The sequence below is a fragment of the Embleya sp. NPDC020630 genome (genome assembly GCF_044334985.1).
Lineage (GTDB): Bacteria > Actinomycetota > Actinomycetes > Streptomycetales > Streptomycetaceae > Embleya.
In genome coordinates, this window is record NZ_JBIRUB010000001.1 from 13,278 (window position 1) to 36,795 (window position 23,518).

Below are 23,518 nucleotides of genomic sequence, written 5' to 3' on the forward strand. Positions count from 1 at the left end.
CTACGCGGTCGCCTCCGGCGTTGACGTGAGGCCGTGGTAGATCCGTGGCGCGCCGTCCAGGCGTACCGCCACCCGGCCCCCCGTCGCCGTCAGGGTGCGTTCCCGGCCGATGCAGTCGACCTCGCGGACCGTCGTGCCGGCCGCCTGTACCGACAGGGTCGTCTTGGTCGGCCACGGGTCCACCCACGGTTCGGGCGCGGCGAACCAGCCGGAGTCGGTGGGGTGGGCCGCGTTGAGGATGTAGCCGTCCTTGCGGCTCCACAGGATCGAGATCGGGCCGTCGGGAGAGTCGAACAGCAGGCCCTTGAGGTCCGGGTCGGCCGGGGTCAACCACCGGACGAACGTGGCCCGGTCCAGCACGCGGGCGGCGGTGGCGTAGGCCAGCATGGACGGCTTGGCGCCGAGGTCGCGGTGCATCAGGCCGTAGTGGTACTCGGAGTTCGCCGGGTCGGCCCACTGCGGTTTGCCCAGGACGCTGTCGTGCAGCTGGTACCAGTTCACGCACCGCACGCCCTCGGCCTTGGCCAGCGCGAGGGTGAGCAGTACGTTCTCGGCGGCGTGCCGGTAGGTGTCGTGCCACCAGCTGTTCGGCTTGGTGCACGCGTACGCCTCGGTCAGCCACAGCTCCTTCGGGCCGTACGCGGCGATCACCTCGCGCGCCTTGCGCAGTCCGCCGAGGAAGTTCCAATACGTGCCGTTGTCGCCCATCGTCCAGTCGGCCGGCGCCGGGGCGTAGTCGGGGGTGAAGTTGCCCCGGCCCGGGTGGAAGGCGAAGCCGTCGATCAGGTCCCAGCCGCCGGCGTTGCGGAAGTTCTCCGTCCAGACGTAGTCCATCCCGGCAAGTCCCGCGTTGAGCACCTTGGTTGGCGCGCCCGCCGCGGTCAGCCGGTCGCGCACCGGGTGTAGTCCGTCGCGGACGTAGGCGGCGGCCGTCTGGCCGCTCATCCAGGGTTTGTTGATCTCGTTGGCGACCTCGAACCAGTCGGCGTTCGCCCCGATCGCCTTGGCGGTGTTGGTGTCCGCCCATGCGGCGATCTGGGCGGTGGTGCCGCCGAGCGGGATGCCGGCCAGTTCGATGTTGCGGGCCAAGCCGGCCGCGTCAAGCGTGGCGGGTGGCAGGCCGGGGCCGCCGTCGTAGGAGATGCGTACCCGCTTGATGCCGATGCGGTGCATCAGGTCCAGGACGGCCGGCGTGGACGGTTGGAGCAGCCACGGGTAGTTGGCGATGCCGAACATGCTGTCCGCGCCCGCCTGGTAGTCGAACGGCGGCAGCACCGTGAGGTTGGTGCGGGCGAACGCCTCGTCCGGGCCCGAGGTCGCGCTCACCTCGGTGAACACGATGCCGTGCGCCGGTGCGGTGACGGTGAAGGTCCGCGTCCAGGTGGCGCCGGCGGCGACCGTGCCCGAGACGGTGCCGCTGCCCAGCACCGCGCCGTCGAAGTCCCTTGCCCACCAGGAGAGGTGTACCGGTCGGGCGGTGGGGCCACCGTTGGCCACCTCCGCGTGCAGCGGCATCGGTACGCCGCCCTGGTCCCAGATCGAGAACGGGCGGTCGGTCCACACCTCGACGCCGAGCGGCCGACCCGAGCCGGTGGTGCCGGCCGCCGCCGGGCGCATCGCGCCGAGCACGAGGTCGGCCTCGGTCACCGCGCCGGTGGCGGTGACGGTGCCCGGGGCGTGGATCCAGGTGGCGTTGGTCCAGGCCGGGGTGGTGCCGGCGAGGCGGAAGTAGGCGTTGGTGTCGGCCCAGGTCTCCTGGTAGACCACGCCGGTGTTGGTTTCGTACGGGATGCCGCCGCCCGCGTCCCGGTTCCAGGCGGTGAGCGCGACGAAGGCCTCCGGCGCGGCGGGGGCGAGCACCGTACGGCCGAACATGAACCCGGCCGGGACGAGCGTGGTCGAGCCGCCGACCTCCCAGCGCAGATGCGCGCGGTTCGGGGTGACGTCGAGGACGGCCCGGACGGTGATGCCGTTCGCGGCGGGCGCCAGGGTGTAGTCGACTCGGATCGCCGCTCGGCCGTCCGGGAGGGTGATCTGGGACGGGGTGCCGCCGGTCGTGGGTTGCAGGCCGGCGACGGTGTCCTTGGTCATGAACCTGGTCAGCCGGACGCGTTCGGTGCCGGCGCCGTCGCGGACCGAGATTTGCCCGTCGGTGCCGGCGGTCAGGGAGATGCCGGGGGCGGAGATGGTGACGGGGGCGGTCGTCGTGGCGCCGGCGGAGGCGGGGGTCGCCGCCCCGGCGATTCCGGCTGCTCCGGCCACCCCCGCCACGCCGGTCGCCACGGCGCCGGTGAGGAAGCCGCGTCGGTGCAGGCCGGGGCCGGGGGCGGCGGGGTGGTCCGGTGTGGCGTCGGGTGATTCGGGGGTGTGGTGGTCGGCGGACATGGATCCCTTTCCCGAGCGACGAGGGCGGGCGGCGGAAGCACCCGGAGCGGCGGAAGAGGCGGGCCCCGGCGGGCGCGGTCGAGGCATGACGACGGCGGCGTTGATGGCGGCCGCAGCGGCAGCCGCGACGGCAGCGGCGTTGGTAGGGATGGTCGGGAGGCGATGACCCCGACCTAATGCGGATTAGAGCGAATGTGTACCCCGATCCATCGACTGCGTCAAGACCGACGTATGTCTGATTCGCCGGGTCGGGCAACCTGCTCGCAACCCCCTTGACACCTCCTCCTAATGCGAATTAGATACGACCCCATCGGCTCCGGAGCACTCCCGGAGCGGGCATTGTCAGGACCCAGGGAGGTACCCGTGACCGAGTCAGTTCCGGTCAGTACGCTCCGGCGTCGACGTCGGCGGGTGGTGGCGGGAGGCGGAGCGCTCGCGCTGGCCCTCGTCGCCGGCACCGCCGGTTGTTCGTCCGGCTCGTCCGGATCGTCCGGCGCCGGTTCCTCCGGCAAAACCACGATCACCGTCGCGGGCATGCCGGCGACCACGTCGCCCAAGACGCGGCAACAATTCCTGGACGCCGTCGCAGCGTTCGAGAAGGCCAACCCGAAGATCAAGGTCAAGCCCACCGACACCCAGTGGGACGCGCGCACGTTCGCCGCCCGGTTGGCCGGCGGCAACGCCGAGACCGTGTTGACCGTTCCGCTCACCGAGCCGCCCGGCCTGATCGCCCGCAAGCAGATCGCCGATCTCGGGGCCGAACTCGAGGCGTTGCCGCACGCGGGCGACCTGGACCCGCGCGCACTGGCCCCGGCCACCGCCGCCGACGGCCGCGTGTTCGGGCTGCCGGTCACCGAGTACGCGCTCGGACTCGTGTACAACCGCGACCTGTTCACGAAGGCCGGCCTGGATCCGGACAAGCCGCCGACCACCTGGGACGAGGTCCGCACCGCCGCGAAGAAGATCTCCGACACGGGCGCCACCGGCTACACGCAGATGACCGTCAAGAACACCGGCGGCTGGATCCTGACCGCGATGACCTACGGCTTCGGCGGTTCGATGGAGAAGAAGGTCGGCGACACGTATGTGCCGGCCCTGCTCGACGGCCCGGCGGAGAAGGCGTTGGGCCAACTGGCCGCGATGCGCTGGCAGGACGACTCGATGGGCAACAACCACCTGCGTACCCAGCAGGATGCCGAACGGGACTTCGCCGCGGGCAAGATCGGCATGATGATCAGCACGGTCAACAGCTACAACCGCTACATCACCCAATACTCCGGCAGGCCCGCCGACTTCGGCATGGCCGCGCTGCCACAGCAGAACGGCGGCCGGTCCACGCTGCTCGGCGGCCTGATGGCCGTGGTCAGCGCCAAGGCCACCCCGGCGCAGCGGAGCGCGGCGGTGAAGTGGATCGACTACTTCTACCTCAAGCCCGCCTACGACCCGGCCGCGGCCGAGGAACAGGCGGTCGCCCAGGCGGCGGACAAGCTCGCGGTCGGGCTGCCCACGCTGCCGTTCTACTCGGCGGCGGTGTCCGATCCGGTGAACGTCGCGATCGGCAGGCACACGAACATCCCGACCGGGAACTTCGCACCGTACGTCGCCGGCGTCGGCAGGCTCGAATATCAGGTCGAACCCCCGGTCGCCGCGCAGGAGTTGTACGGCGCGTTGGATACGGCGGTACAGGCCGTGCTGACCCGCAAGGACGCCGACCCGCGGGCCGAGTTGGCCAAGGCGGCGGATCGACTCGGGCCGGTCGTCGAGAAGGCGCAGGCACCGTGAGCGGGCGCGAGCGGTGCGGGGTCGAGGGGCCGTCGTGAGTACACCGACCATCTCCCGGGAGAGCGTCCCGGTCGTGGCGTCGGCGGCGGTTCGTCCGAGCGGGCCCGGGTCCCGGATCGCGCGCTGGCGCGGCGGCGCCCGGCATCTGGTGCCGGTGCTCTTCCTGTTGCCGACGGTGTTGGTGTTCGGCCTGTTCTCGTGGTGGCCGATCATCCGTAGCCTGCTGCTCAGCTTCCAGCAGACGAACCTGGTCGAACCGGCCACCTGGGTCGGGTTCGACAACTACCAAACCCTGCTGGACGACCCGCTGTTGGGCAAGGCGGTCGTGAACACCCTGGTGTTCACTGGCCTGGCGCTGCTGATCGGCTTCCCGCTGCCGCTGTTCCTGGCCGTGCTGATGTCCGAACTGCGGCGCGGCGCCGGGTTGATGCGGGTGCTGGTGTATCTGCCGGTGGCGGTGCCGCCGGTGGTGGCGGTGCTGATGTGGAAGTGGTTCTACGACCCGGACTCGGGCCTGTTCAACGAGATGTTGGGCAAGGTCGGACTGGGCCCGTACCCGTGGTTGCAGTCCGCCGATACGGCGATGGCGAGCCTGGTGGTGGAGGCGACCTGGGCGGGCGCGGGCGGCGCGGTGTTGATCTACCTCGCGGCGCTGGCGAGTGTTCCGACCGAGTTGTACGAGGCCGCCGAACTCGACGGCGCCTCGGTGCGACGCCGGTTGTGGCACGTCACGTTGCCGCACATGCGCCCGGTGTTGCTGATCATGATGCTGCTCCAGGTGATCAACACCTTCCAGGTGTTCACCGAGCCGTTCGTGCTGACGGACGGCGGGCCCGAGGACTCCACGGTCACCGTGCTTCTCCTCATCTATCGCTACGCGTTCGTCAGCGGCGACTACGGCGCGGCGGCGGCGCTGAGCGTGAGTCTGGCCGCCGTGCTCGCGGTCCTGTCGGCGATCTATCTGCGGCTCACCCGCGCGTGGGGGACGAAATGAGTACCGGTGCCGGTAGGGGCGTGATGTCCGAGGCCGAACGCCGACGGCCGATCACCCGGTTCGGGCTCGGGACCACCCAACTGTTGTTGATCGCGGCCCTGGTCATCGAGGGCGCCGGTCCGATCTATTGGGTGTTCAAGGGCTCGATCTCCTCGACCCAGGACTCGCTGCGGCATCCGTTGGCGCTGTGGCCCGAGGAGGCGCACTGGTCGAACATCTCGACCGCGTGGACGAGTCTGGATCTGGGCCGCTATCTGACCAACACCCTGGTGCTGGTCGGCGGTTCGTGGTTCGTGCAGCTGTTCGTGGCGGTGACCGGGGCCTATGCGCTGTCCGTGCTGCGGCCGTTCTACGGCAAGTATGTGTACGCGGCGGTGCTGGCCACGCTGTTCCTGCCGGGCACGGTGTCGATGGTCTCGCTCTACCTGACCATCCAGGACCTGCCGCTCACGGGCGGTTCGATCGCCAACACGCCGATGGCGGTGTGGCTACCCGCGGGAGCACACGCGTTCAACGTGCTGCTGATGAAGCAGTTCTTCGACGGCATTCCGAAGGAACTCCTCGAGGCGGCCCGCCTGGACGGCGCGGGCCCGTGGCGGATCCTGACCCGGATCGTGCTGCCGATGTCCCGGCCGATCCTGGCCGTGGTGTCGCTGCTCGCGGTGATGAACGCGTGGAAGGACTTTCTGTGGCCGATGATCGCCATCACCGACACGGAAAAGCAGCCGCTGGCGGTGGCGTTGCCGAGGCTGGCCGACACCTCGAACCAGAGTCTGCTGATCGCGGGCATGCTGATCGCGATCATCCCGCCGGTGGTGGTGTTCCTGGTCTTCCAGCGGCAGATCGTGCGCGGGATCGCGTTCACGGGGCTGAAGTGAGGACGGCGGTGGGGGATTCGTTGCGTCGTGTGCTGGTCACCGGTGCGGCCGGGCGGCTCGGCGGCGCCGTGCTCGGCGAGTTGGCTGCCTGTGGGGTGGCGGTTACCGCGCTCGTGGTCGAGGAGGCACCGGGGTCGGCGGCCGATCGGGTCGTCGTCGGTGACGCCCGGGATCCGGGGGCCGTGGCCGATGCGCTCGACGGGGTCGACGCGGTGATTCACCTCGCCGCGCTGGCCTCGCCCGAGGTCGCGGCGCCGGAGGTGGTGTTCGGGACGAATACGCAGGCCACGTTCGTGGTCCTGAACGAGGCCGGGCGCGCGGGAGTGGGGAGGGTCGTGCTGGCGAGCAGTCTGTCGATCACCGGACTGCCGTTCGCCCGGTCCACGCCTCGGCCGCAACCGGCCTACCTGCCGCTCGATACGGCGTTGCCGTCGCGGATCGAGGACCCGTACGCGCTGTCCAAGCAGGTCGACGAGGCCACCGCCGCGATGATGCATCGGCGGTACGGGATGGTCGTGCCGGCGCTGCGCTTTCCGTTCCTGGGTGACCGTGAACGACTCGCCGCGCACGCCGCGCGGTTGGCGCGGGATCCGGCGAGTGGGGCGGCGGAGGTGTGGAGCTACCTCGATCTGCGCGACGCCGCGCGGGCCTGCGTAATGGGCCTGACGGGGCGGGAAGTGGCGGGCGCTCCGGTGTTGTTCGTCGCGGCGCCGGACACGCTGTCGGCCACGCCGACACGGGAGTTGTTGGCCGCCCACCTGCCGGATGTGCCGTGCCGGGTGGACTTTGCGGGGCATGTGGTGCCGATCGACCTGGCTCCGGCCCGGGCGGTGTTGGGCTTTACGGCACGGTATCCCTATCCGGTCGAAGGGCGGGTGAGGTGCGAGAAATGAGCGCCGATTCTCGTTCGAACCCCCTTGCACAGGAGCGACGCGCATGATCGACGCGGACAAGCCGGCCCCGGCACCGGTCCCGACCCCGACCCCGATGGCTCCCATGGCGGAGACCCAGGCCCCGTGGCCCGCGCGGGACGCGCTGCGGATCACCTCGGTGCGGGCCATCGTGACCGCGCCCGGTGGGGTGCCGCTCGTGGTGGTGCGGGTCGATACCTCCGAACCCGGGCTGTACGGTCTCGGCTGCGCCACCTTCACCCAGCGCTTCCACGCGGTGACCGCGGCCGTCGAGCAACACCTCGGGCCGATGGTGGTCGGTCGGCATCCGGCCGACATCGAGGACATCTTTCGGCTTCTGCACTTCTCGTCCTACTGGCGCGGCGGGCCCGTCCACAACAACGCGCTGTCGGGTATCGACCAGGCGTTGTGGGACATCGCCGGCAAACGGTCGGGCGTGCCGGTGTACGAACTGCTCGGCGGTCGGGTGCGCGGCGGCGCGGCGGTGTACACCGGTGCCCGGGGCGGCAGCGTCGAGGAGTCGATCGAGCGGGCCGCGGCACTGGCCGAACAGGGTTACCGACATGTGCGGTTGCAGTGCGGCGGCCCGGGACTCGGTACGTACGGCGCCGAGGGCACGCCGGGCGGCTATCCCGGCAGCCCGTACCCGGACGGGTGGGACGTCGGCCACTATCTCCGCACCACGCCACGCCTGTTTGAGCGAGCCCGGGAGGTATTGGGCGACGAACTCGGCCTGTTGCACGACGCGCACAGCCGGCTGACCCCGAAAGAGGCCGTGGTGCTGGCACGTTCGCTGGAGCCCCACCGGCTGTTCTTCCTGGAGGACCCGCTCGCGCCGGAGCACTTCGACCGGCTGCCGGAGGTGCGCGCCGCGGCGCCGATGCCGATCGCCTCCGGCGAGTTGGTGACCTCGATGACCGACGCCACCCGCCTGGTCACCTCCGGCGGCGTCGACTATCTGCGGGTGCACGTCTCGGCGGTGGGCGGACTGACCCCGGCTCGCAAGCTGGCGACGCTGTGCGAGCTGACCGGGGTCCGCACGGCCTGGCACGGGCCGCCGGACGTGTCGCCCGTCGGCGCGACGGTCAACCTGACGCTGGACGTGACCAGTCCCGCGTTCGGCATCCAGGAGCAACACGTCTACCCCGAACGGGTGCACGAGGTCTTCCCCGGCACGCCGCGCACGGTGGACGGCTATCTCGTGCCGTCGGACCGGCCCGGCTGGGGCGTGGATCTGGACGAGGCCCAGGCGGTGAAGTACCCGCCGCAGACCCATCTGCACGAGCGTTGGGCGGCCCGCGTGCGGCGCCCCGACGGTGGGTTGGAAGCTCCGTGAATCACCCACCGTTACTGGATATACTCGATTTCCATCTTGATCTGATGCGTATTAGGCGGCTGTTGCCGCCGGGCACTTGGAGGATGACATGAAGCCGAGCGGCGGGCCCGGGCGGCCGGCCGGTTCACGGACGAACCGGCCCCGCCAGGCGGACATCGCCCGCCTGGCCGGCGTCTCGCAGCCGACGGTGTCCCTGATCCTCAGCGGCGGCTCGGCGGCAGTGGGCATCGCCGACGAGACCCGGCGCAAGGTGATGGCCGCCGCCGAAGAACTCGGCTACGTGCCCGACCCGATAGCGAAGCGACTGGCGGCCGGGCAGAACAACCTGCTCGGGCTGTACACGTTCACCGCTACCTTCCCCACCGAAATGTCGCACGCCTACCACCCGTTCCTGGTCGGCATCGAGCAGGAGTCCGCGATCCAGGGCTACGACCTGCTGATGTTCATCGCCTCCAGCGTGACCGGCGAACGGCCGCACGCCGAGGTGCTGAACCGGGTCCGGCTGGCCGACGGCTGCCTGTTCATGGGTCGGCATCTGCCGATCCGGGAGATGGACCGGCTCCTGGCAACCGATCTGCCCGTGGTCTACCTCGGCCGACACGACGACTTCGGCGACCGGCTGCCGTACGTCGGCGCGGACTACGTGACGGCGACGGCGGAGGTCGTCCGTCACCTGGCCGAGCTGGGTCACCGGGACATCCTGTACGTGCGCGAACTCGACGACGCGATCAGCGCCGTGGACCGCGAGGCGGGCTTTCGGCGAGGGATGGCCGAGTGCGGACTCGCGCTCGACGAGGGCGCCGTGGTCCGTACGGACGGCTCCGATCTGACCACCGATCGGCTGCGCGGCTGGTACGAGCGGGGCGTGACCGCGATCGTCACCGAGGCCACCGACACCGACGCGGCGCATCGGGCGCTGCTGGCCGCCGCCTCGGAGGCGGGATACCGCTTCCCCGACGACCTGTCCCTGGCCACCCTCGGCGCCCCCGAATACACCGAGCAGGGACCGCCGGCGCTGACCGGATTCGTGGTGCCGCGCCGGGAGATGGGCGCGGCGGCGGTGCGGTTGCTCACCGGGTTGATCGCGGGGGACGGGGACAACGACGCGCTGCCCAGGCATCAGTTGATGAGCTGTGCGCTGGAGATCGGGCGGACGGCCGCCCGGGTGCGCTGAGTTCGTCGCCGATCCGTGCCGGCCGGTCGGCCGAACGGCCATGTCAGTGCGCCCTGTTCGGCGTTGCACGTGCTTATTCGATTCCGTTCACGGAGGGCTGCACCATGTCCGAAATCAATACCGAGATACTCGTCGTCGGCGGTGGACTCGGGGGAGTCGCCGCCGCGTTGGCCGCGTGCCGTGCGGGTCGCAGGGTCGTGCTCACCGAGGAGACCGACTGGATCGGCGGCCAACTCACCGCGCAGGCCGTGCCGCCGGACGAGCATCCCTGGATCGAGAGCTACGGCGCCACCGCGACCTATCGCGAACTGCGCACCGCGATCCGCGACCACTACCGGATCTGGTATCCGCTGACCGGCGCGGCGGCGCGGCGGCGCGACCTCAACCCGGGGGCCGGCTACGTGAGCAAGCTCTGCCACGAACCGCGCGTCGCGCTGGCCGTGTTGCAGGCGATGGTGGCCCCGCATCTGGCGTCCGGGCGGTTGCGCGTTCTCCTGGAGCACGTACCGGCCGAGGTGTTCACCGAGGGCGACCGGGTGTCCGGGGTGACCCTGTGGGGTCTGCCGACCGAGGAGTCGCACACCGTCACGGCGGACTACGTCCTGGACGCCACCGAGACCGGCGAGTTGTTGCCGCTGGCGAAGGCGGAGTACGTGACCGGCGCCGAGTCCCGGGAGGAGTACGGCGAACCGAGCGCGCCCGCCGAGTGCCGGCCGCTGAACATGCAGGGCATCACCTACTGCTTCGCGATCTCGCACCACGAGGGCGAGAACCACGTGATCGACCGGCCCGCCGACTACGACTTCTGGCGCTCGTACCGACCGGACTTCTGGCCGGGGCCGCTGCTGGGCTTCCTCGCGCCGGATCCGCGCACGTTGAAGCCCGAGGCCCGGACGTTCGACCCCAACCCGGCCGGCGATCCGCTGGCGATCACCGCCGACCAGAGTGCCAACGCGGGCGGCGACGACCTGTGGTTGTTCCGACGCATCCTGGCCAAGGGGCTGTTCGAGCCGGGCGCGATCGACTCGGACATCACGCTCGTGAACTGGCCGCTGAACGACTACTGGTTGCGGCCGATCATCGAGGTCGGCGCCGACGAGGCCGCCGCCGCGCACCGCGAGGCGAAGCAGTTGTCGTTGTCGGTGCTGTACTGGCTCCAGACCGAGGCCCCGCGCCCGGACGGCGGCCGGGGGTATCCCGGACTGCGGCTGCGGCACGATGTGGTCGGCACCGCCGACGGGTTGGCGAAGTCGGCGTACGTGCGCGAGTCGCGCCGGATCCGCGCGGTGACCACGGTGACGGAGCATCACGTGTCCCGGGACATCCTGGGCGGGGACACCATCCACCACTTCCCGGACTCGGTGGGGGTGGGCGCGTACCGGATCGACCTGCATCCGTCGACCGGCGGCGACAACTACATCGACGTGGCCAGCGTGCCGTTCGAGATCCCTTTGGGCGCGCTGCTGCCGATCCGGATGCGGAATCTGCTGCCGGCGGGCAAGAACATCGGCACGACGCACATCTCGAACGGGTGCTACCGGCTGCACCCGGTGGAGTGGAACGTCGGCGAGGTGGCCGGGCACCTGGCCGCATACTGCCTGCGGCGGGGCGTCGAGCCGCGGGCGGTCCGCGAAGACCCCGCGCTGTTCAGCGAGTTCGCCGCCGAGTTGGACGCCGCCGGGGTGGAGCGGCGGTGGCCGGCGCCGGCGGGGTATTGAGTCGCTTCAGGATCCGACGTTCTCCGGAGCCGTGTCGTGGCGCTGGAGGAGTTCGATCCAGTAGCAGGTCCATCGGTGAAGTCGGTCGATCATCGGGGCTCCCTCGAAAGTTGCCGGCAGCGTTCAGCATTGCACGGGCCGGCGGGGGAGGTTGGGTCCGGTGGTCGATACCCGAGCGACGCGTCGGCGGGGATGGCGCGGTGGATGGTGGAGTGGGCGGGGGCTTTGAGGCTTCTTTGAGGTTGTCGCGTTACACATGAGCCGTGACTGCGTCTGTTCTGGTTGTCGATGACGAGCCGAATATTCGGGACCTGCTGGCCCAAACCCTGCGGCTGATCGGGTTCGACGTCCGGGTGGCCGGTGACGGGCGGGCGGCGCTGGCCGCCGTGTCCGCCGCCGCGCCGGACCTGGTGGTGCTCGACATCGCGCTCGGTGATCTCGACGGTGTGGCGGTGGCGCGCCGGCTTCGCGCCGATGGGCACGACGTCCCGGTGCTGTTCCTGACGGCGCGCGATGCCGTCGAGGATCGGATCGCCGGTCTGGCCGCAGGGGGCGACGACTACGTCACCAAACCCTTCAGCCTGGAGGAGGTGGTGCTGCGGATCCGCGCCATCCTGCGGCGGACCCGCGCCGGCTCCGAGGCGCCGGCGGACGAGGTGGTGCGCTTCGCCGACCTCGAACTGAGCGACGCCACCCACATCGTGCGGCGCGCCGGTCGGGTGGTCGACCTGTCGCCGACCGAGTTCCGGCTGTTGCGCTACCTCATGGAGAACGCGGGCCGCGTGCTCACCAAGGCGCAGATCCTCGACCGGGTGTGGCGCTACGACTTCGGCGGTGACGGGCGGATCGTCGAAAGCTACATCTACTACCTGCGCCGAAAGATCGATCGGGACGGGCCGCCGCTGCTGCATACGCTGCGCGGGGTCGGCTACTCGTTGCGCCTCCCGCCGGAGGACGTATGACGAGCGCGGGCCGCGGCGAAGCGATCCGCCGCGCCGTGCCCCGGCCGACCGCCGTACACGGGTGGAGTCTGCGGGTGCGCCTTGCGGTGATCGCGTGCGCGCTGACCACGGTGGCCCTACTGGCCGCGAACACCGCCGGATTGATGCTGCTCAGGGCATACCTGGTGGAACGGGTGGACCGGCAGTTGTCGGCGGTGGGCGGCGGGTTGTTCGTCGACAAGCCCGGCAAGGACGAACTCCTGGGCGAGGCGTTGAAAGAGAGCGCCGGGCGTGCCGACAACGGCTTTCAGGGGTTCATCGGCGGTTGGTCCGGCAGCCAGACGCGGATCTACCTGATCGGACCGGACGACACCCGGCAAAACCTCCCGTACGGGGCGGTCGGCGCACCCCGTCTGCCGAGCCGGACGCAACTCGAACGGCGCGCCGGCCAGGGCGCGTTCACCGTGCCGGACCGCGACGGCGGCGACTCGTGGCGTGTCCGGGTACGGGCCGACCGGGACGGTACCCGGCTCATCGTCGCGGCCACGTCGATGGATTCGGTCGAGGCGACCTATCGGCGCATGTTGCGGATCGACCTGGTCGTCACGCTCGGAGCCCTTGCGCTGCTCGGCGTCGCCGCGTGGGCGACGGTACGCGCCGGGCTACGCCCGCTGACCCGGATGGAGGTGGTCGCCGGGCAGATCGCCGGGGGCGACTTCGCCCGACGGGTGCCCGACGCGGACGCGCGTACCGAGCCGGGGCGGCTCGGGCTGGCCATGAACACCATGCTGGATCGTGTGGACAGCGAGATCGCCGCCCGTCGTGAATCCGAACAGCGCCTGCGCCGGTTTCTCTCCGACGTCTCGCACGAGTTGCGGACTCCGCTGACCAGCATTCGCGGGTTCGCCGAGTTGGAACGGCGGCAGCGAGGGGATACCGGACATCCCGGCGACGGCCTCGCCCGGATCGAGGCGGAGGCGGCCCGCCTGGGGAGGTTTGTCGACGATCTGCTGAACCTCGCCCGGCTCGACGAACACCCGAGGATGGATCTCGGTCCCGTCGATCTGCTCGATCTGGCCGCGCAGTTGTTGCCGGAGGTGCGGGTGAGCGCTCCCGACCGTCCGCTCACGCTCGCCGCGTTGGACGAGGACAGCCGGATCCTGGTGCCGGCCGTCGTCGCCGGCGACGAGTCGCGGCTGCGTCGGGCGATCGGAAACCTGCTGGCCAACGCGGTGCGGCACACCCCGGACGGCACGCACATCCGGATCCGGGTGGGCGTCGCGACTCCCGCCGCGCAGGAGGCGGCGGTGTCCGGCGCGGGGTGCGAACTCGCCCCGGACGAGGCCGTCGCGGTCGTCGAAGTCGCCGATACGGGGCCGGGAGTTCCGGCCGAGCACGCCCCCCACGTCTTCGATCGGCTGTATCGCGGCCGGTCCGGGCCTGGTGGTGGCAGTGGCGCCGGCCTTGGCCTGGCCATCGTCGCCGCCGTGGCCGCCGCCCACGGTGGGCGGGTCGAACTGGCTGCCCCGGGGCCGGCGGCGGGTGCGGTGTTCCGTCTTCTGCTCCCCCTCGCGGAGCGGCCGGCCGAGCCTGCCTCGACTGCCGGCTTGCTTTGAGTCGGGGCCGAGGTCCTCCCGAGGCGCGACGTCCAGGATCTCCTGCGTGCCCGGCGACAGCCGCCGGCGGCACCGAACGAGGAGCACCGACGATGCGATCCCTGACGCCTGCACAGCCCGCCCGCCCGGTATCGGACCCGACACCGCCGGCGGGGCGGCGCCCACCGCGCGCTCGGCGCTTTCGGGCCGTCGCGGCGGCTGCGGTGGTCGTGGTGCTCCTGCCGGCCACGGCGGCGTGCGGAGGGGGCTCGGAGGGCCGGAAGGTCGCCAGTGCCGACGGCGGAACGAAGCGCACCGCCGATGTGCCCGGGGCCGGGAACGGGCGGGACGACACGGCCCGCGCCCGGGACTTCGCCAAGTGCATGCGCGACAACGGCGTCCCGGTCCAGGACCCTGATCCGAACACCGGCAAGCTCGACCTCGGCCCCCTGCGCGGCGGCGCGGACGCGCCGACCGTACGCAAGGCCATGCAGGCGTGCCGGGACCGGGCCCCGCAGTCCGTCACCAACGGCTCGAAGCCGACCGAGAAGCAGTTGGAGGCGATGCGGCAACTGGCCCGGTGCATGCGTGATGCCGGGATCGCGTTCAACGACCCGGGGCCGGACGGGTTCGACAAGAGCTCGTTCCCGACCGGTGCGCCCGGGTTCACCGCCGCGATGCAGAAGTGCCAGGCCGGCGCACCTGCCGGCGGTGCGAAGTGAACCGCCGGCTCCGGGGAGGCATGGTGGCGGCGGCGATCGTGGCCGGGGTCGGCGCGGCGGGTGCGGTGGCGACCGGCGTCATCGGCGCGGCGCCGGCGGATCGCCACCCTTCCGCCGCCGAGCGGCCCGCGACGGCGACCGTCGAACGGGTGACCCTCGTCCGGTCCCAGACGGTGCCGGGCACGCTGGGCTATGGGGCTGCCACGTCGGTCGAACACCCCTCGGTGGGCGGCCAGTCGGGGGGTGGTCAGACGGGCGGCGGCTCGACGGGTGGCGGGTCGACGGCCGGCGGACAAACAGTCGGGGGGCAGACGGGCGGCAAACAAGCGGCGGGTGGTCAGACGGTGGGTGGGTCGACCGGTGGTGGGTCGACGGCGGGTGGTCAGACGGTTGGTGGGTCGACTGGTGGTGGGTCGACGGCGGGTGGTCAGACGGTTGGCGGGTCGACTGGTGGTGGGTCGACGGCGGGTGGTCAGACGGTTGGCGGGTCGACTGGTGGTGGGTCGACGGCGGGTGGTCAGACGGTCGGTGGTCAGACGGTCGGTGGGTCGACAGGCGGTGGGTCGACGGTCGGTGGGTCGACCGGCGGCGGGCAGACGCTCGGTGCCGCGACGGGCGGCGGGGCGACAGGTGGTGGGCAGACGGCGGGCGGCCCGGCCGGTGACGAGCATACGGTCGGTGGGTCGACCGGCGGCGGACAGGCGAGTGGTGGGCAGGCCGCCGGTGGGCGGAGGGTTGATCGGCAGATCGTCGATGGGCAGACAGGCGGTGGACGGCTGACCTGGTTGCCCGCCCCCGGGGCCGTTGTGGAGCGCGGCAAGCCCGTGTACGCGGTCGACGAACAGCCCGTGCCGCTGCTGTACGGCTCGACGCCGTTGTATCGGGATTTGTCTGCGGGCATGGATGGTCAGGACGTTCGAGTCGTCGAGGACAACCTCGCCGCCCTCGGCTACACCGGCTTCACCGTCGACGACCACTACACCTCGGGGACGGCGGACGCCGTGCGCAAGTGGCAGCGGGATCTCGGTATCCCCGACACCGGCATCCTCGGACCCGGCCGGGCGGTCGTCGCCCCCGGCGCCCGTCGCGTCGCCACGGTCGCCGCAACTCCCGGCCGCGCCGCGGCCGGTCCCGTATTGACCTGGACCGGCACCGAGCGCACCGTCGCCGTGGACCTGAACGTCCAGTACGAGGACCTCGTGCAAACCGGTACCAAGGCCACCGTCAAACTGCCCGACGGCACCACCGCGGAGGCCCGGGTCACCGACATCGGCACCGCGGCCTCGGCCCCGCCCGGAGCCGGCGGTTCGGGCAATGGCCGCCCCGCCGAGGGGACTTCGGCCCGGACCCAGGACGCCACCCTCGCCGTTGCCCTCGCCGTCCCGGAGCAGGACAGGCTGGGTCGTTTCCAGGCCGCGCCGGTGGAGGTCACCCTCGTTGCCGAAACCCGGTCCGACGTGCTCGCCGTTCCCATCAATGCGCTGGTGGCCCTGCGTGAGGGTGGCTACGCGATCGAGGTCGTCGGCACCGGACCCCCCGGAAGCCCCGGCGACTATCGCCCGGTGACGCTGGGCATGTTCGTCAACGGTCGGGTCGAAGTGTCCGGTCCCGACATCGCCCAGGGCTTGGCCGTGGTGGTGCCGCGATGACCGCGCCCGTTCCGCTGGTCGAACTCGTCGCCGCCCGTAAGGACTACGGTTCTGTCATCGCCCTGGACGCCACGCACCTCACCGTCGTGCCCGGGGAACTGGTGGCGGTGGTCGGCCCTTCGGGGTCCGGCAAGTCCACGCTCCTGACCATCATGGGCACGCTGAGCCGGCCGAGTCGCGGCCGGGTGCGCATCGCCGGACACGACCTGGACAGCCTCACCGATCGCCGACTGTCGGCCCTTCGCGCCACCACCATCGGCTTCGTCTTCCAGCAGTTCCACCTGCCTCCGGGTCCGGTTCTGGATGCCGTCGCCGACGGCCTCCTGTATCGGGGCGTGGCCCGCCGACGCCGCCGCGAACTCGCCGAAAAGGCGCTGAACCGGGTCGGATTGGCCGACCGGGTCGGGCACCACACCCACCAGCTGTCCGGAGGACAGAAGCAGCGGGTGGCCATCGCCCGCGCCGTGCTCGGCGATCCTCCTCTGCTGCTCGCGGACGAACCGACCGGCGCCCTGGACTCCCATTCCGGCCGGGTCGTCATGGAACTGCTCCGCGAACTCCACCGCGACGGGACGGCCGTGGTGATCATCACCCACAACCAGGACATCGCCGCCGCAGTGCCCCGCCGGATCGCGCTCCAGGACGGCAGGATCGTGCACGACGGGGTGGCGGATGCGGTGGACATTGTGGATGCGGTGGATGCGGAGAGCCTGCGATGAGCCGAACACGCCTTGCTCGCGTTGCCGGTCCCCAACCGGCAGTGCGGTCGCAGCCGCAACCGCAGTCGCAGCCTCGGCCGACTCGCATGAAAGCCGCCGACGTCCTGCGCGTCGGGGGCGCCGGACTGCGCAACCGTCCGACCCGAGTCCTGCTGTCGGCGCTCGGCATCGCGCTCGGCGTCGCGGCGCTGATCGCCGTGGTCGGTGTGTCGGCGTCGGGGCGCGAGAACCTCGACCGCCGCCTCGACGCCCTCGGCACCAACCTGCTCACCGCCGCGCCCGGCAAAACCGCCACCGGCGCCGCCGCCGGCCTGCCCCCCGACGCCGTCGCCATGGTCGCGCGCATCGGCCCGGTGGAGGCGGTCTCCGCCATCGGCAAGACTGATGCCAAGGTCTACCGCAATGACCGCATCCCGTCGCAGGAATCCGGCGGCATCGGCGTATACGCCGCCCGCCTCGACCTGCCCGCGACCGTCGGCACATCCCTCGCCCATGGGATATGGCTCAACCCGGCGAACGAGGGCTACCCCGCGGTCGTGCTGGGGCCGGTCGCCGCCGCGCGACTCGGCGTCCGGGCCCCCGGGCCCGACGTGCAAGTGTGGCTCGGCCGACGGTGGTTCACCGTGATCGGCATCCTGGCCCCGACACCGCTGGCCGGCGAACTCGACACGGCCGCGCTCGTCGGTTGGCCCGAGGCCCGGCGCGACCTCGGCTTCGATGGCAATCCGACCACCGTGTACACCCGCGCCGACAACGCGTCGATCGCCGATGTGGCCGCAGTCCTGGGCGCCACCGCCAATCCGGCCAACCCGAACGAGGTGGAGGTGTCCCGCCCCTCCGACGCCCTGGCCGCCCGCGAGGCGGCCGACGACGCACTCAACGGCCTTCTGGTCGGGCTGGGTTCGGTCGCGCTGCTCGTCGGCGGCGTCGGTGTGGCCAACACGATGGTGATCTCCGTCCTCGAACGCCGCGCCGAGATCGGCCTGCGCCGCGCGCTTGGTGCCACCCGCGGCCACATCGGCACGCAATTCCTGGCCGAGGCCCTGCTGTTGTCGATCCTCGGCGGCGCCGGTGGCATTCTCCTGGGTTCCGCGGCGACGGTCGGATACAGCACGTATCGGCACTGGCCCGCCGTGGTACCGCCCTGGGCCATGGCCGGCGGCCTCGCCGCGACCCTGGTCGTCGGCGTCTGTGCCGGGCTCTATCCGGCGCTGCGGGCGGCCCACTTGGCGCCCACCGAAGCGCTGGCGGCGGCATGACGTCGGCGCGTCGTCAGCCCAGGTAGCCGAGGGCGGCCACCGCGCCGAGGCCGCCGGCGCCCATGAACAGGGGCATCAGGACCTTGACTTCGACCTTGGCGCCGGCGCGGAAGCGCATGGACTTGGGAGGGCCGAGGGGATACCAGCGTTTGCGGCCTATGGGGATCGGCCACAGGATCGGGCACCCGGAGACGGTGAGCGCGTCGCCGATGCAGTGGGTGAGGGCGCCCAGGGCGATCGGGAGGCCGACCCACCAGTACTCCTGGCCGGGCCCGGTGAAGAACCAATCGGAGCCGTTGCCGGGGCGGTTGAGGATTTCGACCAGCATCCAGGTGCTGGTGCCGCCGAGCAGCCAGACCAGGATGTCGCTGTGCAGGCGGGCGGCGCGCCACAGGAGCCCCTCGATGGCCAGGACCATGTGCACGAACAGCACGCCCAGGACGCCCCACCGGCCGCCGTAGGCGCAGATGGCGGAGGCGGCGACGCCGACGAGCCCCGCCCAGACCCAGGTATGGGTGAGGGTGCGGTGGCCACCGTTGCGGCGGGGGTCGCCCTTCATGCGGGTGGCCTTGTACGTGGCGCTCGCGAGGGCGTCGACCACGCCGCAGAGAACCATGGATATCGGCCCGAAGGAGCGGGAGACGGTGGCGGCCTTGTGGTCCAGGTCCGGCCCGAGGGCGGCGCCGGCGCAGATCAGGCCGCCGACCACGAGGACGGGCCAGGGCATCGGTTGGCCGTAGGCGTCGGCGGCGGCTCCGACGGCCATCCAGGCGCAGGCTCCGGACAGCGAATGGGCCGGTCCCATCATGCGGTTGGTGCTCCTTTGGTGCCCGGGCGAACCCCGAGCCCGCACAGTGGGGGCAGCTTATCGGTGGCGATCATGGCGAGTTGCATGGGCGCACCGGCGAACGCCTGTGGCCCACCTCACGGTTGGAGGTGGGTGGGTGTGGCCCCCGCGTGGGTCAGTTCTGACGCTTTACGGAGTCGAGGAATGCTTTCCACGGATGAGCACGGAAGAGGAAGGCGCCTCGGGAGGGGTCTTTCGAGTCGCGTATGGCCATCGCGCGAAGCCCGACGTAGGTTCCCTCGACGCATTGCCCGCCCGAGTTGTTGCTGTAGCTCGACTTGAACCAGGCGGTCGCGGGGGAGGCGGTCATCAATCAAAGCTCCTTGATTGCCGTATGGATCAGGCTCAGCGATTCCTGGGGGCCCGGGGCGAGGGCTTGGAGATCGGTGAAGGCTTCTTCGTACTGTTCGACATCGGTCTCCCGACGGGTGACCCAGGCATCCGCCAGGTTTTCCAGGTAGACGATCGGCTTCAGCGCCGCTTCCTTCGGGAACTTGAGGATGACGAAGGGCCCTGCCATCCCGGGATGTACGCCGAGCCGGTAGGGAACCACCTGCACCCTCACGTTCGGGAGTTCGCCCAGGTCGACGATGTGCTGCAACTGCGCACGGGTGAGTGCCGCTCCGCCTACCTGACGACGCAGCACCGCTTCGTTGACGATGGCGATCAACTTGAGCGGCGTCCGGGGCCGGAGCAGAACCTCCTGACGAGTCATTCGGATCGAGACGAGTCGGTCGACATCGTCCGGGGGGAGTGCCGCGTGTGAGATCTGATGAATCGCGCGTACGTACGCCTCGGTCTGGAGCAACCCCGGCACGAACTCGGACTCGTAGTTGTGCAGGGCACTGGCCGTCGCCTCCAAGCCGAGGAACGCCTTGAGGCCCGGACGGATAATCGGTCGATACTGCGGTGATTGCCACCAGTCGCGTTTGGTTTTGGTCACTGCGGCGAACCCGTTGAGGAGCGCTCGGGTGTCCGCGTCCGCGCCGTAGATCTCGCAGAGCGCCATGACGTCGGACGGCTCGACGACGTAGTTCTCGCCGGCCTCCAGGCGGGTGAGTTTGGACGGACTCCAGATCAAGCGCCGCACCACCTGGGCGGACTTCATGCCTGCCTGGAGCCGTAGGCGACGGAGTTCGCCGCCGAGTTGAAGGCGGCACAGGGCTGGTGACGCCGACTCGCTGTCGCCGATCATCTGCGGTCCTCTCCATGCGCGAATCCAGTGTGTGGGCGAACGTTCCGCCGGAGCAAGGAACGTTCTGCGCCACAGCAGGAGGCTTCGCGCAGGCGCGGTTCAACCTCGTGACCAGCGAAAGCTCCTGCGGAATTTGAACGGCGGAATTCTGCCCTGCCCATACTGTTTGTCGGGCTCATGCCGGCATGCTAATCGCAGTTGCTCACGCACAGCATTCGCTTCCAAGCAATCCGTGTTGGCGAGCGCGTGCCCGTGTGCGCACTGTTCGCGGGCGACCGCCTCCATGGGATCGAAGCCAAGGACCTGCGATGTCTCCAACCCCGCATATGTCGCCCTCGAACGACCCGCTCTGGTACCTCCGCCCGGCCGACTTCGGTCCGGACCCGCACCCTGAACCTCCGGGGAGCTACATCACTCTGGCCGTCTATCGGGTGGGGCCGAGAGGAGCACGTGTCCTGGTGCCGCACACCGGCCACAAGCTGTGTGGCGCGGATCCATGGTGGCGGCAGCGCGAACCGCCCTGCGGATGCCCGCTCGTGGACTGTCCGTTGAAGAGACGCAGCGCCTGAGACCCCTCCTCGCGCTCAGGTGGTCCCGCCGGACCTGCCTCGCGAGGAGTCCTCCGCGACCGGTGCCTTCCGTGTCGGTTGCGGTGGGGGAAGGGGCGCCGGGTCGCATCCATGGCCCGTGGCCCGGCGTCCGTCCCTTCCATGAACTGCCCCGGTGTCGACGCTCGTTCACGCGTTCCCTCGACACCGGGGCGCCTATGCCCAATTGCCTCTGCCGCTCGGTCGGTTGAGCCATGCCTGGAAAGGAATCCAGCCATGACCGGAGACTCCACCATTCGCTTCATCGCGCCCGCGAACGGGCCCGTCGAACATGCGGCCCCACCGCAAGGGGCCCCGGCCGGGCCGACGTTCGAGGTTGGCTCCCGCGTACGTCGTGCCGAGAACCGCCGGCGCGACAGCGGTGAGGTCATCGGCGTGCGAGGCACCGAGGAGGGATCGATCCTGACCGTCCGCCGCTGGTCGGACCGCGCCCTCTACGACGCCCCCGCATCCGAACTCGTCCCCGACCCGGTCGTCTTCCCGACCCGTCCCTTCTGACCGGACCGCGCGAAACCTCGCCCACTCTTCCGAATCAGACGGCCACGAATCGGCGGGGCCCGCCCGCGCGTACGACCCGGCCGAAGCGCAGGTCCGGGAAGTGGGCGCCGATCACAAGGTCTTCGGTGTCCGCCACCTCGTCGGCGATGCGGTTGCGCACGGCCGTAGCCGCCACGGGGTCGACATCGAAGACCACCTGCCAGTCCGGCTCGCCCAGTTGCACCACCGAGTGCACGACATCCCCCAGCAACAAGGCGCGTTCCCCGCCGGAGGAGACGACATAGACGGTCGAGCCGGGGGTGTGGCCGGGGACGTACCGTGCGTCAAGGCCCGGCGCGACCGTGAAGTCACCGTCGAACGGCTCCAGTCGGGGTTCGATCGGCGTCAGCTTGTCGATCGCGCCGGCGTTCGCGGTCGGGCCCGTCACGAAGTGTTCCCAGTCGGCGCGATGCAGCCGGTAGGTCGCGTTCGGGAAGACGATCCGCCCGTCGTGGCTCGCCCATCCGACGTGGTCGAAGTGCAGGTGGGTGAAGACCACATCGGTCACATCGGCGGGGGTGATGCCGTGTGCGGCCAGGGAGCCGAGCAGGTTCCCGCCCGCGTACTTGCCGTCGTCCACATCCCCCACGCCCGCGTCCACCAGCACGATCCGATCGCCGGTCCGGACGCAGAATCCGCCGAGCGGCAGCTCCAGCGTCCCGCCCGGGCCCAAGTGCTCGGCGTGGCACGCCCACGCGCCGGCGACACCGGGCCGACTCAGGATCTCCGCCGCCACCTCCACGCCGACCCCGTCTCGCACGGGGATCACCTCGATGTCCCCGACCTTCACGCGCACCCCCACATAGCCGTCATGTCGGGGCCCAACGAACCGGCTGAGGTGGTTATTCCCCCGATGGCCGAACATCCGACGGGCTGCGTTGCCGCTAGATGCGCGGCATCGACGGGCCGCCGCCCGGCCCGCGCTCCGAGGCGGCAGGCGCGGGTTCCGGTGCCGGTGCCGGTGCCGGTTCCGGTTCCGGTTCCGGTCTCGCTGTCGGCTCCTGGGGCCGACGAGGGCTCGGGTCGAGTGCGCTGAGGGCTGTTCCGGGTGGTCGCGTTGCCGGCGTGCGTGGCGTCTCGGGTTGCGGGTGGCTGGTGCGTGGCGGTCGGAGTCGGTGGTGGGCCGCCGCCGGCGTGCGGGGCTCCGAGACGAAGAGCCCCGACGAGACGGGCGCGTTGCTCGGCGAAAACCCGGGCCGGCAGCGGCGGCCAGGAAGGGCGGTTGCGTCGGTCCTCCGGGTGGCCTTGCCGAGTGGGCCGAGCGTTTCCGGCGGTCGGTGCGCCTTGGGTTGCGGCTGGCTGATGCGGGCCGGTCAGGGTCGACGATGGGCCGCCGCCGGCGTGCGGGGCTCCAAGACCCGGGCCTCCCGACGAGGCGAGGGTGTTGCTTGGCGAAAACCAGCCGGCAGTGAGGGAGCGGGAGGAGGCTCGGGTCGAGTCCGCCGGGGGCCTGTCCGTGTGGGCCGGGCGTTTCCGGCGGTCGTCGCGCCTTGGGTTGTGGGTGGCCGGTCCGGGGCCGGTCAGAGTCGATGATGGGCCGCCGCCGGCGTGCGGGGCTCCGAGACCTGGGGCTCCCGACGAGACAGGGGCCTTGCTCGGCGAAAACCGACTGGCAGCGGGGGCGGGAGGGTGCTTGGGTCGAGTCCTCCAGGCTGCTTTCCGGGTGGGTCGGGCAGGGCTTTTCGAGGTGCTGTGGCGTGTGGGGGCGAGAGTTCACGAAACCGGACGGCGTGAGGTGCTGTGGTCTCGACGTGAGAGAAAACCGCAGGTCAGCGCGAAGCGGGAGTGTCTGAGGTGCCTCGGGATCCGGTTTGGGCGCCCGCTGGGCACTTTCGGTCTCCTTGGCGGCCTCTGTTGGGTCGCAGAGTCCGAAGTCGGCGGCGATTGGGCGGTTTTGGTCTTTACAGCGGCGTTGAGGGGGTCGGAGCGCACGAAACCGGCACTCGTCGCCCGACTTTCCGTCCCGGCCCCGCAAAACCGCAGGTCACCGAAGCTCGAAGCCCACAACCACCCATCGCGATCCGGTTGCGGACCCCAACTCCCCTCCAAACGCCCCGAAACGCCCCGACCCACCCGGGAAGGCTGCCCGGAGGGCTCGACCCAAGCGCCCGCCCGCCCCGCCGCTGCCGGCCGGGTTTCGCCGAGCAACGCGCGCGTCTCGTCGGGAGGCCCGGGTCGTGGAGCCCCGCACGCCGGCGGCGGCCCACCACCGACTCCGACCGGCCCCGTATCAGCCGCCCGCAACCCAAGGCGCAACGCCCGTCGGGG

General features: G+C 70.9%; 20 protein-coding genes. 15 read left to right on the forward strand and 5 right to left on the reverse strand.

Features of this window, described 5'->3' with window-relative positions:
• A complete protein-coding gene (locus tag ACH4XV_RS00070) occupies nt 1–2,385 on the reverse strand; it encodes a hypothetical protein (protein WP_395785554.1) in 2,385 nt (794 codons plus the stop codon).
• 363 nt (nt 2,386–2,748) lie between these two features.
• Between ACH4XV_RS00070 and ACH4XV_RS00075 the strand changes: the two genes are divergently transcribed.
• The 14 genes from ACH4XV_RS00075 to ACH4XV_RS00140 all read left to right on the forward strand — a co-directional run bounded on the left by ACH4XV_RS00075 (nt 2,749) and on the right by ACH4XV_RS00140 (nt 18,063).
• Nucleotides 2,749–4,167, forward strand: a complete 1,419-nt coding sequence (locus tag ACH4XV_RS00075) for an ABC transporter substrate-binding protein (RefSeq protein ID WP_395785556.1) — start codon at nt 2,749–2,751, stop codon at nt 4,165–4,167.
• Nucleotides 4,168–4,201: 34 nt separating this feature from the next.
• Nucleotides 4,202–5,161 (forward strand): carbohydrate ABC transporter permease, encoded by a 960-nt coding sequence (locus ACH4XV_RS00080; RefSeq protein ID WP_395785558.1) that lies wholly within the window; start codon nt 4,202–4,204, stop codon nt 5,159–5,161.
• On the forward strand, nt 5,158–6,039 hold the full coding sequence (locus ACH4XV_RS00085; protein WP_395785560.1) for a carbohydrate ABC transporter permease: 882 nt from the start codon (nt 5,158–5,160) through the stop codon (nt 6,037–6,039). Before ACH4XV_RS00080 ends, ACH4XV_RS00085 begins: the two co-directional genes overlap by 4 nt.
• An 8-nt stretch (nt 6,040–6,047) precedes the next feature.
• The gene (locus ACH4XV_RS00090) at nt 6,048–6,932 is read left to right on the forward strand and encodes an NAD-dependent epimerase/dehydratase family protein (RefSeq protein ID WP_395785562.1); all 885 of its coding nucleotides are present in this window, start codon (nt 6,048–6,050) and stop codon (nt 6,930–6,932) included.
• Nucleotides 6,933–6,975: 43 nt separating this feature from the next.
• The gene (locus ACH4XV_RS00095) at nt 6,976–8,286 is read left to right on the forward strand and encodes an enolase C-terminal domain-like protein (RefSeq protein ID WP_395785564.1); all 1,311 of its coding nucleotides are present in this window, start codon (nt 6,976–6,978) and stop codon (nt 8,284–8,286) included.
• An 88-nt stretch (nt 8,287–8,374) separates the two neighbouring features.
• Nucleotides 8,375–9,460, forward strand: a complete 1,086-nt coding sequence (locus ACH4XV_RS00100) for a LacI family DNA-binding transcriptional regulator (RefSeq protein ID WP_395785566.1) — start codon at nt 8,375–8,377, stop codon at nt 9,458–9,460.
• Nucleotides 9,461–9,564: 104 nt separating this feature from the next.
• Nucleotides 9,565–11,178 carry an FAD-dependent oxidoreductase gene (locus ACH4XV_RS00105; RefSeq protein WP_395785568.1) on the forward strand — a complete coding sequence of 538 codons (1,614 nt, stop codon included), beginning with the start codon at nt 9,565–9,567 and terminating at the stop codon, nt 11,176–11,178.
• 263 nt (nt 11,179–11,441) lie between these two features.
• Nucleotides 11,442–12,140 (forward strand): response regulator transcription factor, encoded by a 699-nt coding sequence (locus ACH4XV_RS00110; RefSeq protein WP_395785570.1) that lies wholly within the window; start codon nt 11,442–11,444, stop codon nt 12,138–12,140.
• A complete protein-coding gene (locus ACH4XV_RS00115) occupies nt 12,137–13,735 on the forward strand; it encodes an ATP-binding protein (RefSeq protein WP_395785572.1) in 1,599 nt (532 codons plus the stop codon). Before ACH4XV_RS00110 ends, ACH4XV_RS00115 begins: the two co-directional genes overlap by 4 nt.
• Nucleotides 13,736–13,827: 92 nt before the next feature.
• Complete coding sequence (locus ACH4XV_RS00120) at nt 13,828–14,436, forward strand: hypothetical protein (protein WP_395785574.1); 609 nt, start codon at nt 13,828–13,830, stop codon at nt 14,434–14,436.
• Between the two features lie 192 nt (nt 14,437–14,628).
• Nucleotides 14,629–15,216 carry a histone H1-like repetitive region-containing protein gene (locus ACH4XV_RS00125; RefSeq protein ID WP_395785576.1) on the forward strand — a complete coding sequence of 196 codons (588 nt, stop codon included), beginning with the start codon at nt 14,629–14,631 and terminating at the stop codon, nt 15,214–15,216.
• Between the two features lie 5 nt (nt 15,217–15,221).
• On the forward strand, nt 15,222–16,085 hold the full coding sequence (locus ACH4XV_RS00130; protein ID WP_395785578.1) for a peptidoglycan-binding protein: 864 nt from the start codon (nt 15,222–15,224) through the stop codon (nt 16,083–16,085).
• Entirely contained in the window at nt 16,082–16,804 is a 723-nt protein-coding gene (locus ACH4XV_RS00135) for an ABC transporter ATP-binding protein (protein ID WP_395785580.1), read from the forward strand. The genes ACH4XV_RS00130 and ACH4XV_RS00135 overlap by 4 nt, the downstream gene beginning before the upstream one ends.
• Nucleotides 16,805–16,890: 86 nt before the next feature.
• Complete coding sequence (locus ACH4XV_RS00140) at nt 16,891–18,063, forward strand: ABC transporter permease (RefSeq protein ID WP_395785582.1); 1,173 nt, start codon at nt 16,891–16,893, stop codon at nt 18,061–18,063.
• Nucleotides 18,064–18,076: 13 nt separating this feature from the next.
• On the opposite strand, the gene ACH4XV_RS00145 is transcribed toward ACH4XV_RS00140, so the two are convergent.
• The 3 genes from ACH4XV_RS00145 to ACH4XV_RS00155 form a co-directional block, all read right to left on the reverse strand.
• Complete coding sequence (locus ACH4XV_RS00145) at nt 18,077–18,871, reverse strand: metal-dependent hydrolase (protein WP_380008546.1); 795 nt, start codon at nt 18,869–18,871, stop codon at nt 18,077–18,079.
• A gap of 154 nt (nt 18,872–19,025) precedes the next feature.
• Nucleotides 19,026–19,220, reverse strand: coding sequence for a DUF397 domain-containing protein (locus tag ACH4XV_RS00150; RefSeq protein ID WP_395785584.1), 195 nt, complete (start codon nt 19,218–19,220; stop codon nt 19,026–19,028).
• A 3-nt stretch (nt 19,221–19,223) separates the two neighbouring features.
• Nucleotides 19,224–20,105: a helix-turn-helix domain-containing protein gene (locus tag ACH4XV_RS00155; RefSeq protein WP_395785586.1), complete on the reverse strand. Its 882-nt coding sequence runs from the start codon at nt 20,103–20,105 to the stop codon at nt 19,224–19,226.
• Nucleotides 20,106–21,088: 983 nt separating this feature from the next.
• Between ACH4XV_RS00155 and ACH4XV_RS00160 the strand changes: the two genes are divergently transcribed.
• The gene (locus ACH4XV_RS00160) at nt 21,089–21,211 is read left to right on the forward strand and encodes a hypothetical protein (protein WP_395785588.1); all 123 of its coding nucleotides are present in this window, start codon (nt 21,089–21,091) and stop codon (nt 21,209–21,211) included.
• A 34-nt stretch (nt 21,212–21,245) separates the two neighbouring features.
• On the opposite strand, the gene ACH4XV_RS00165 is transcribed toward ACH4XV_RS00160, so the two are convergent.
• Complete coding sequence (locus ACH4XV_RS00165; protein ID WP_395785590.1) at nt 21,246–22,040, reverse strand: MBL fold metallo-hydrolase; 795 nt, start codon at nt 22,038–22,040, stop codon at nt 21,246–21,248.
• Nucleotides 22,041–23,518 lie beyond the last annotated feature (1,478 nt).

Bases quoted from the DNA above. Each gene is read 5' to 3' on its own strand.
- ACH4XV_RS00070 (WP_395785554.1), bottom strand. From the start codon at position 2,385: ATGTCCGCCGACCACCACACCCCCGAATCACCCGACGCCACACCGGAC.
- ACH4XV_RS00085 (WP_395785560.1), top strand. From the start codon at position 5,158: ATGAGTACCGGTGCCGGTAGGGGCGTGATGTCCGAGGCCGAACGCCGA.
- ACH4XV_RS00095 (WP_395785564.1), top strand. From the start codon at position 6,976: ATGATCGACGCGGACAAGCCGGCCCCGGCACCGGTCCCGACCCCGACC.
- ACH4XV_RS00100 (WP_395785566.1), top strand. From the start codon at position 8,375: ATGAAGCCGAGCGGCGGGCCCGGGCGGCCGGCCGGTTCACGGACGAAC.
- ACH4XV_RS00105 (WP_395785568.1), top strand. From the start codon at position 9,565: ATGTCCGAAATCAATACCGAGATACTCGTCGTCGGCGGTGGACTCGGG.
- ACH4XV_RS00115 (WP_395785572.1), top strand. From the start codon at position 12,137: ATGACGAGCGCGGGCCGCGGCGAAGCGATCCGCCGCGCCGTGCCCCGG.
- ACH4XV_RS00120 (WP_395785574.1), top strand. From the start codon at position 13,828: ATGCGATCCCTGACGCCTGCACAGCCCGCCCGCCCGGTATCGGACCCG.
- ACH4XV_RS00125 (WP_395785576.1), top strand. From the start codon at position 14,629: ATGGGGCTGCCACGTCGGTCGAACACCCCTCGGTGGGCGGCCAGTCGG.
- ACH4XV_RS00135 (WP_395785580.1), top strand. From the start codon at position 16,082: ATGACCGCGCCCGTTCCGCTGGTCGAACTCGTCGCCGCCCGTAAGGAC.
- ACH4XV_RS00140 (WP_395785582.1), top strand. From the start codon at position 16,891: ATGAAAGCCGCCGACGTCCTGCGCGTCGGGGGCGCCGGACTGCGCAAC.
- ACH4XV_RS00145 (WP_380008546.1), bottom strand. From the start codon at position 18,871: ATGATGGGACCGGCCCATTCGCTGTCCGGAGCCTGCGCCTGGATGGCC.
- ACH4XV_RS00150 (WP_395785584.1), bottom strand. From the start codon at position 19,220: ATGACCGCCTCCCCCGCGACCGCCTGGTTCAAGTCGAGCTACAGCAAC.
- ACH4XV_RS00155 (WP_395785586.1), bottom strand. From the start codon at position 20,105: ATGATCGGCGACAGCGAGTCGGCGTCACCAGCCCTGTGCCGCCTTCAA.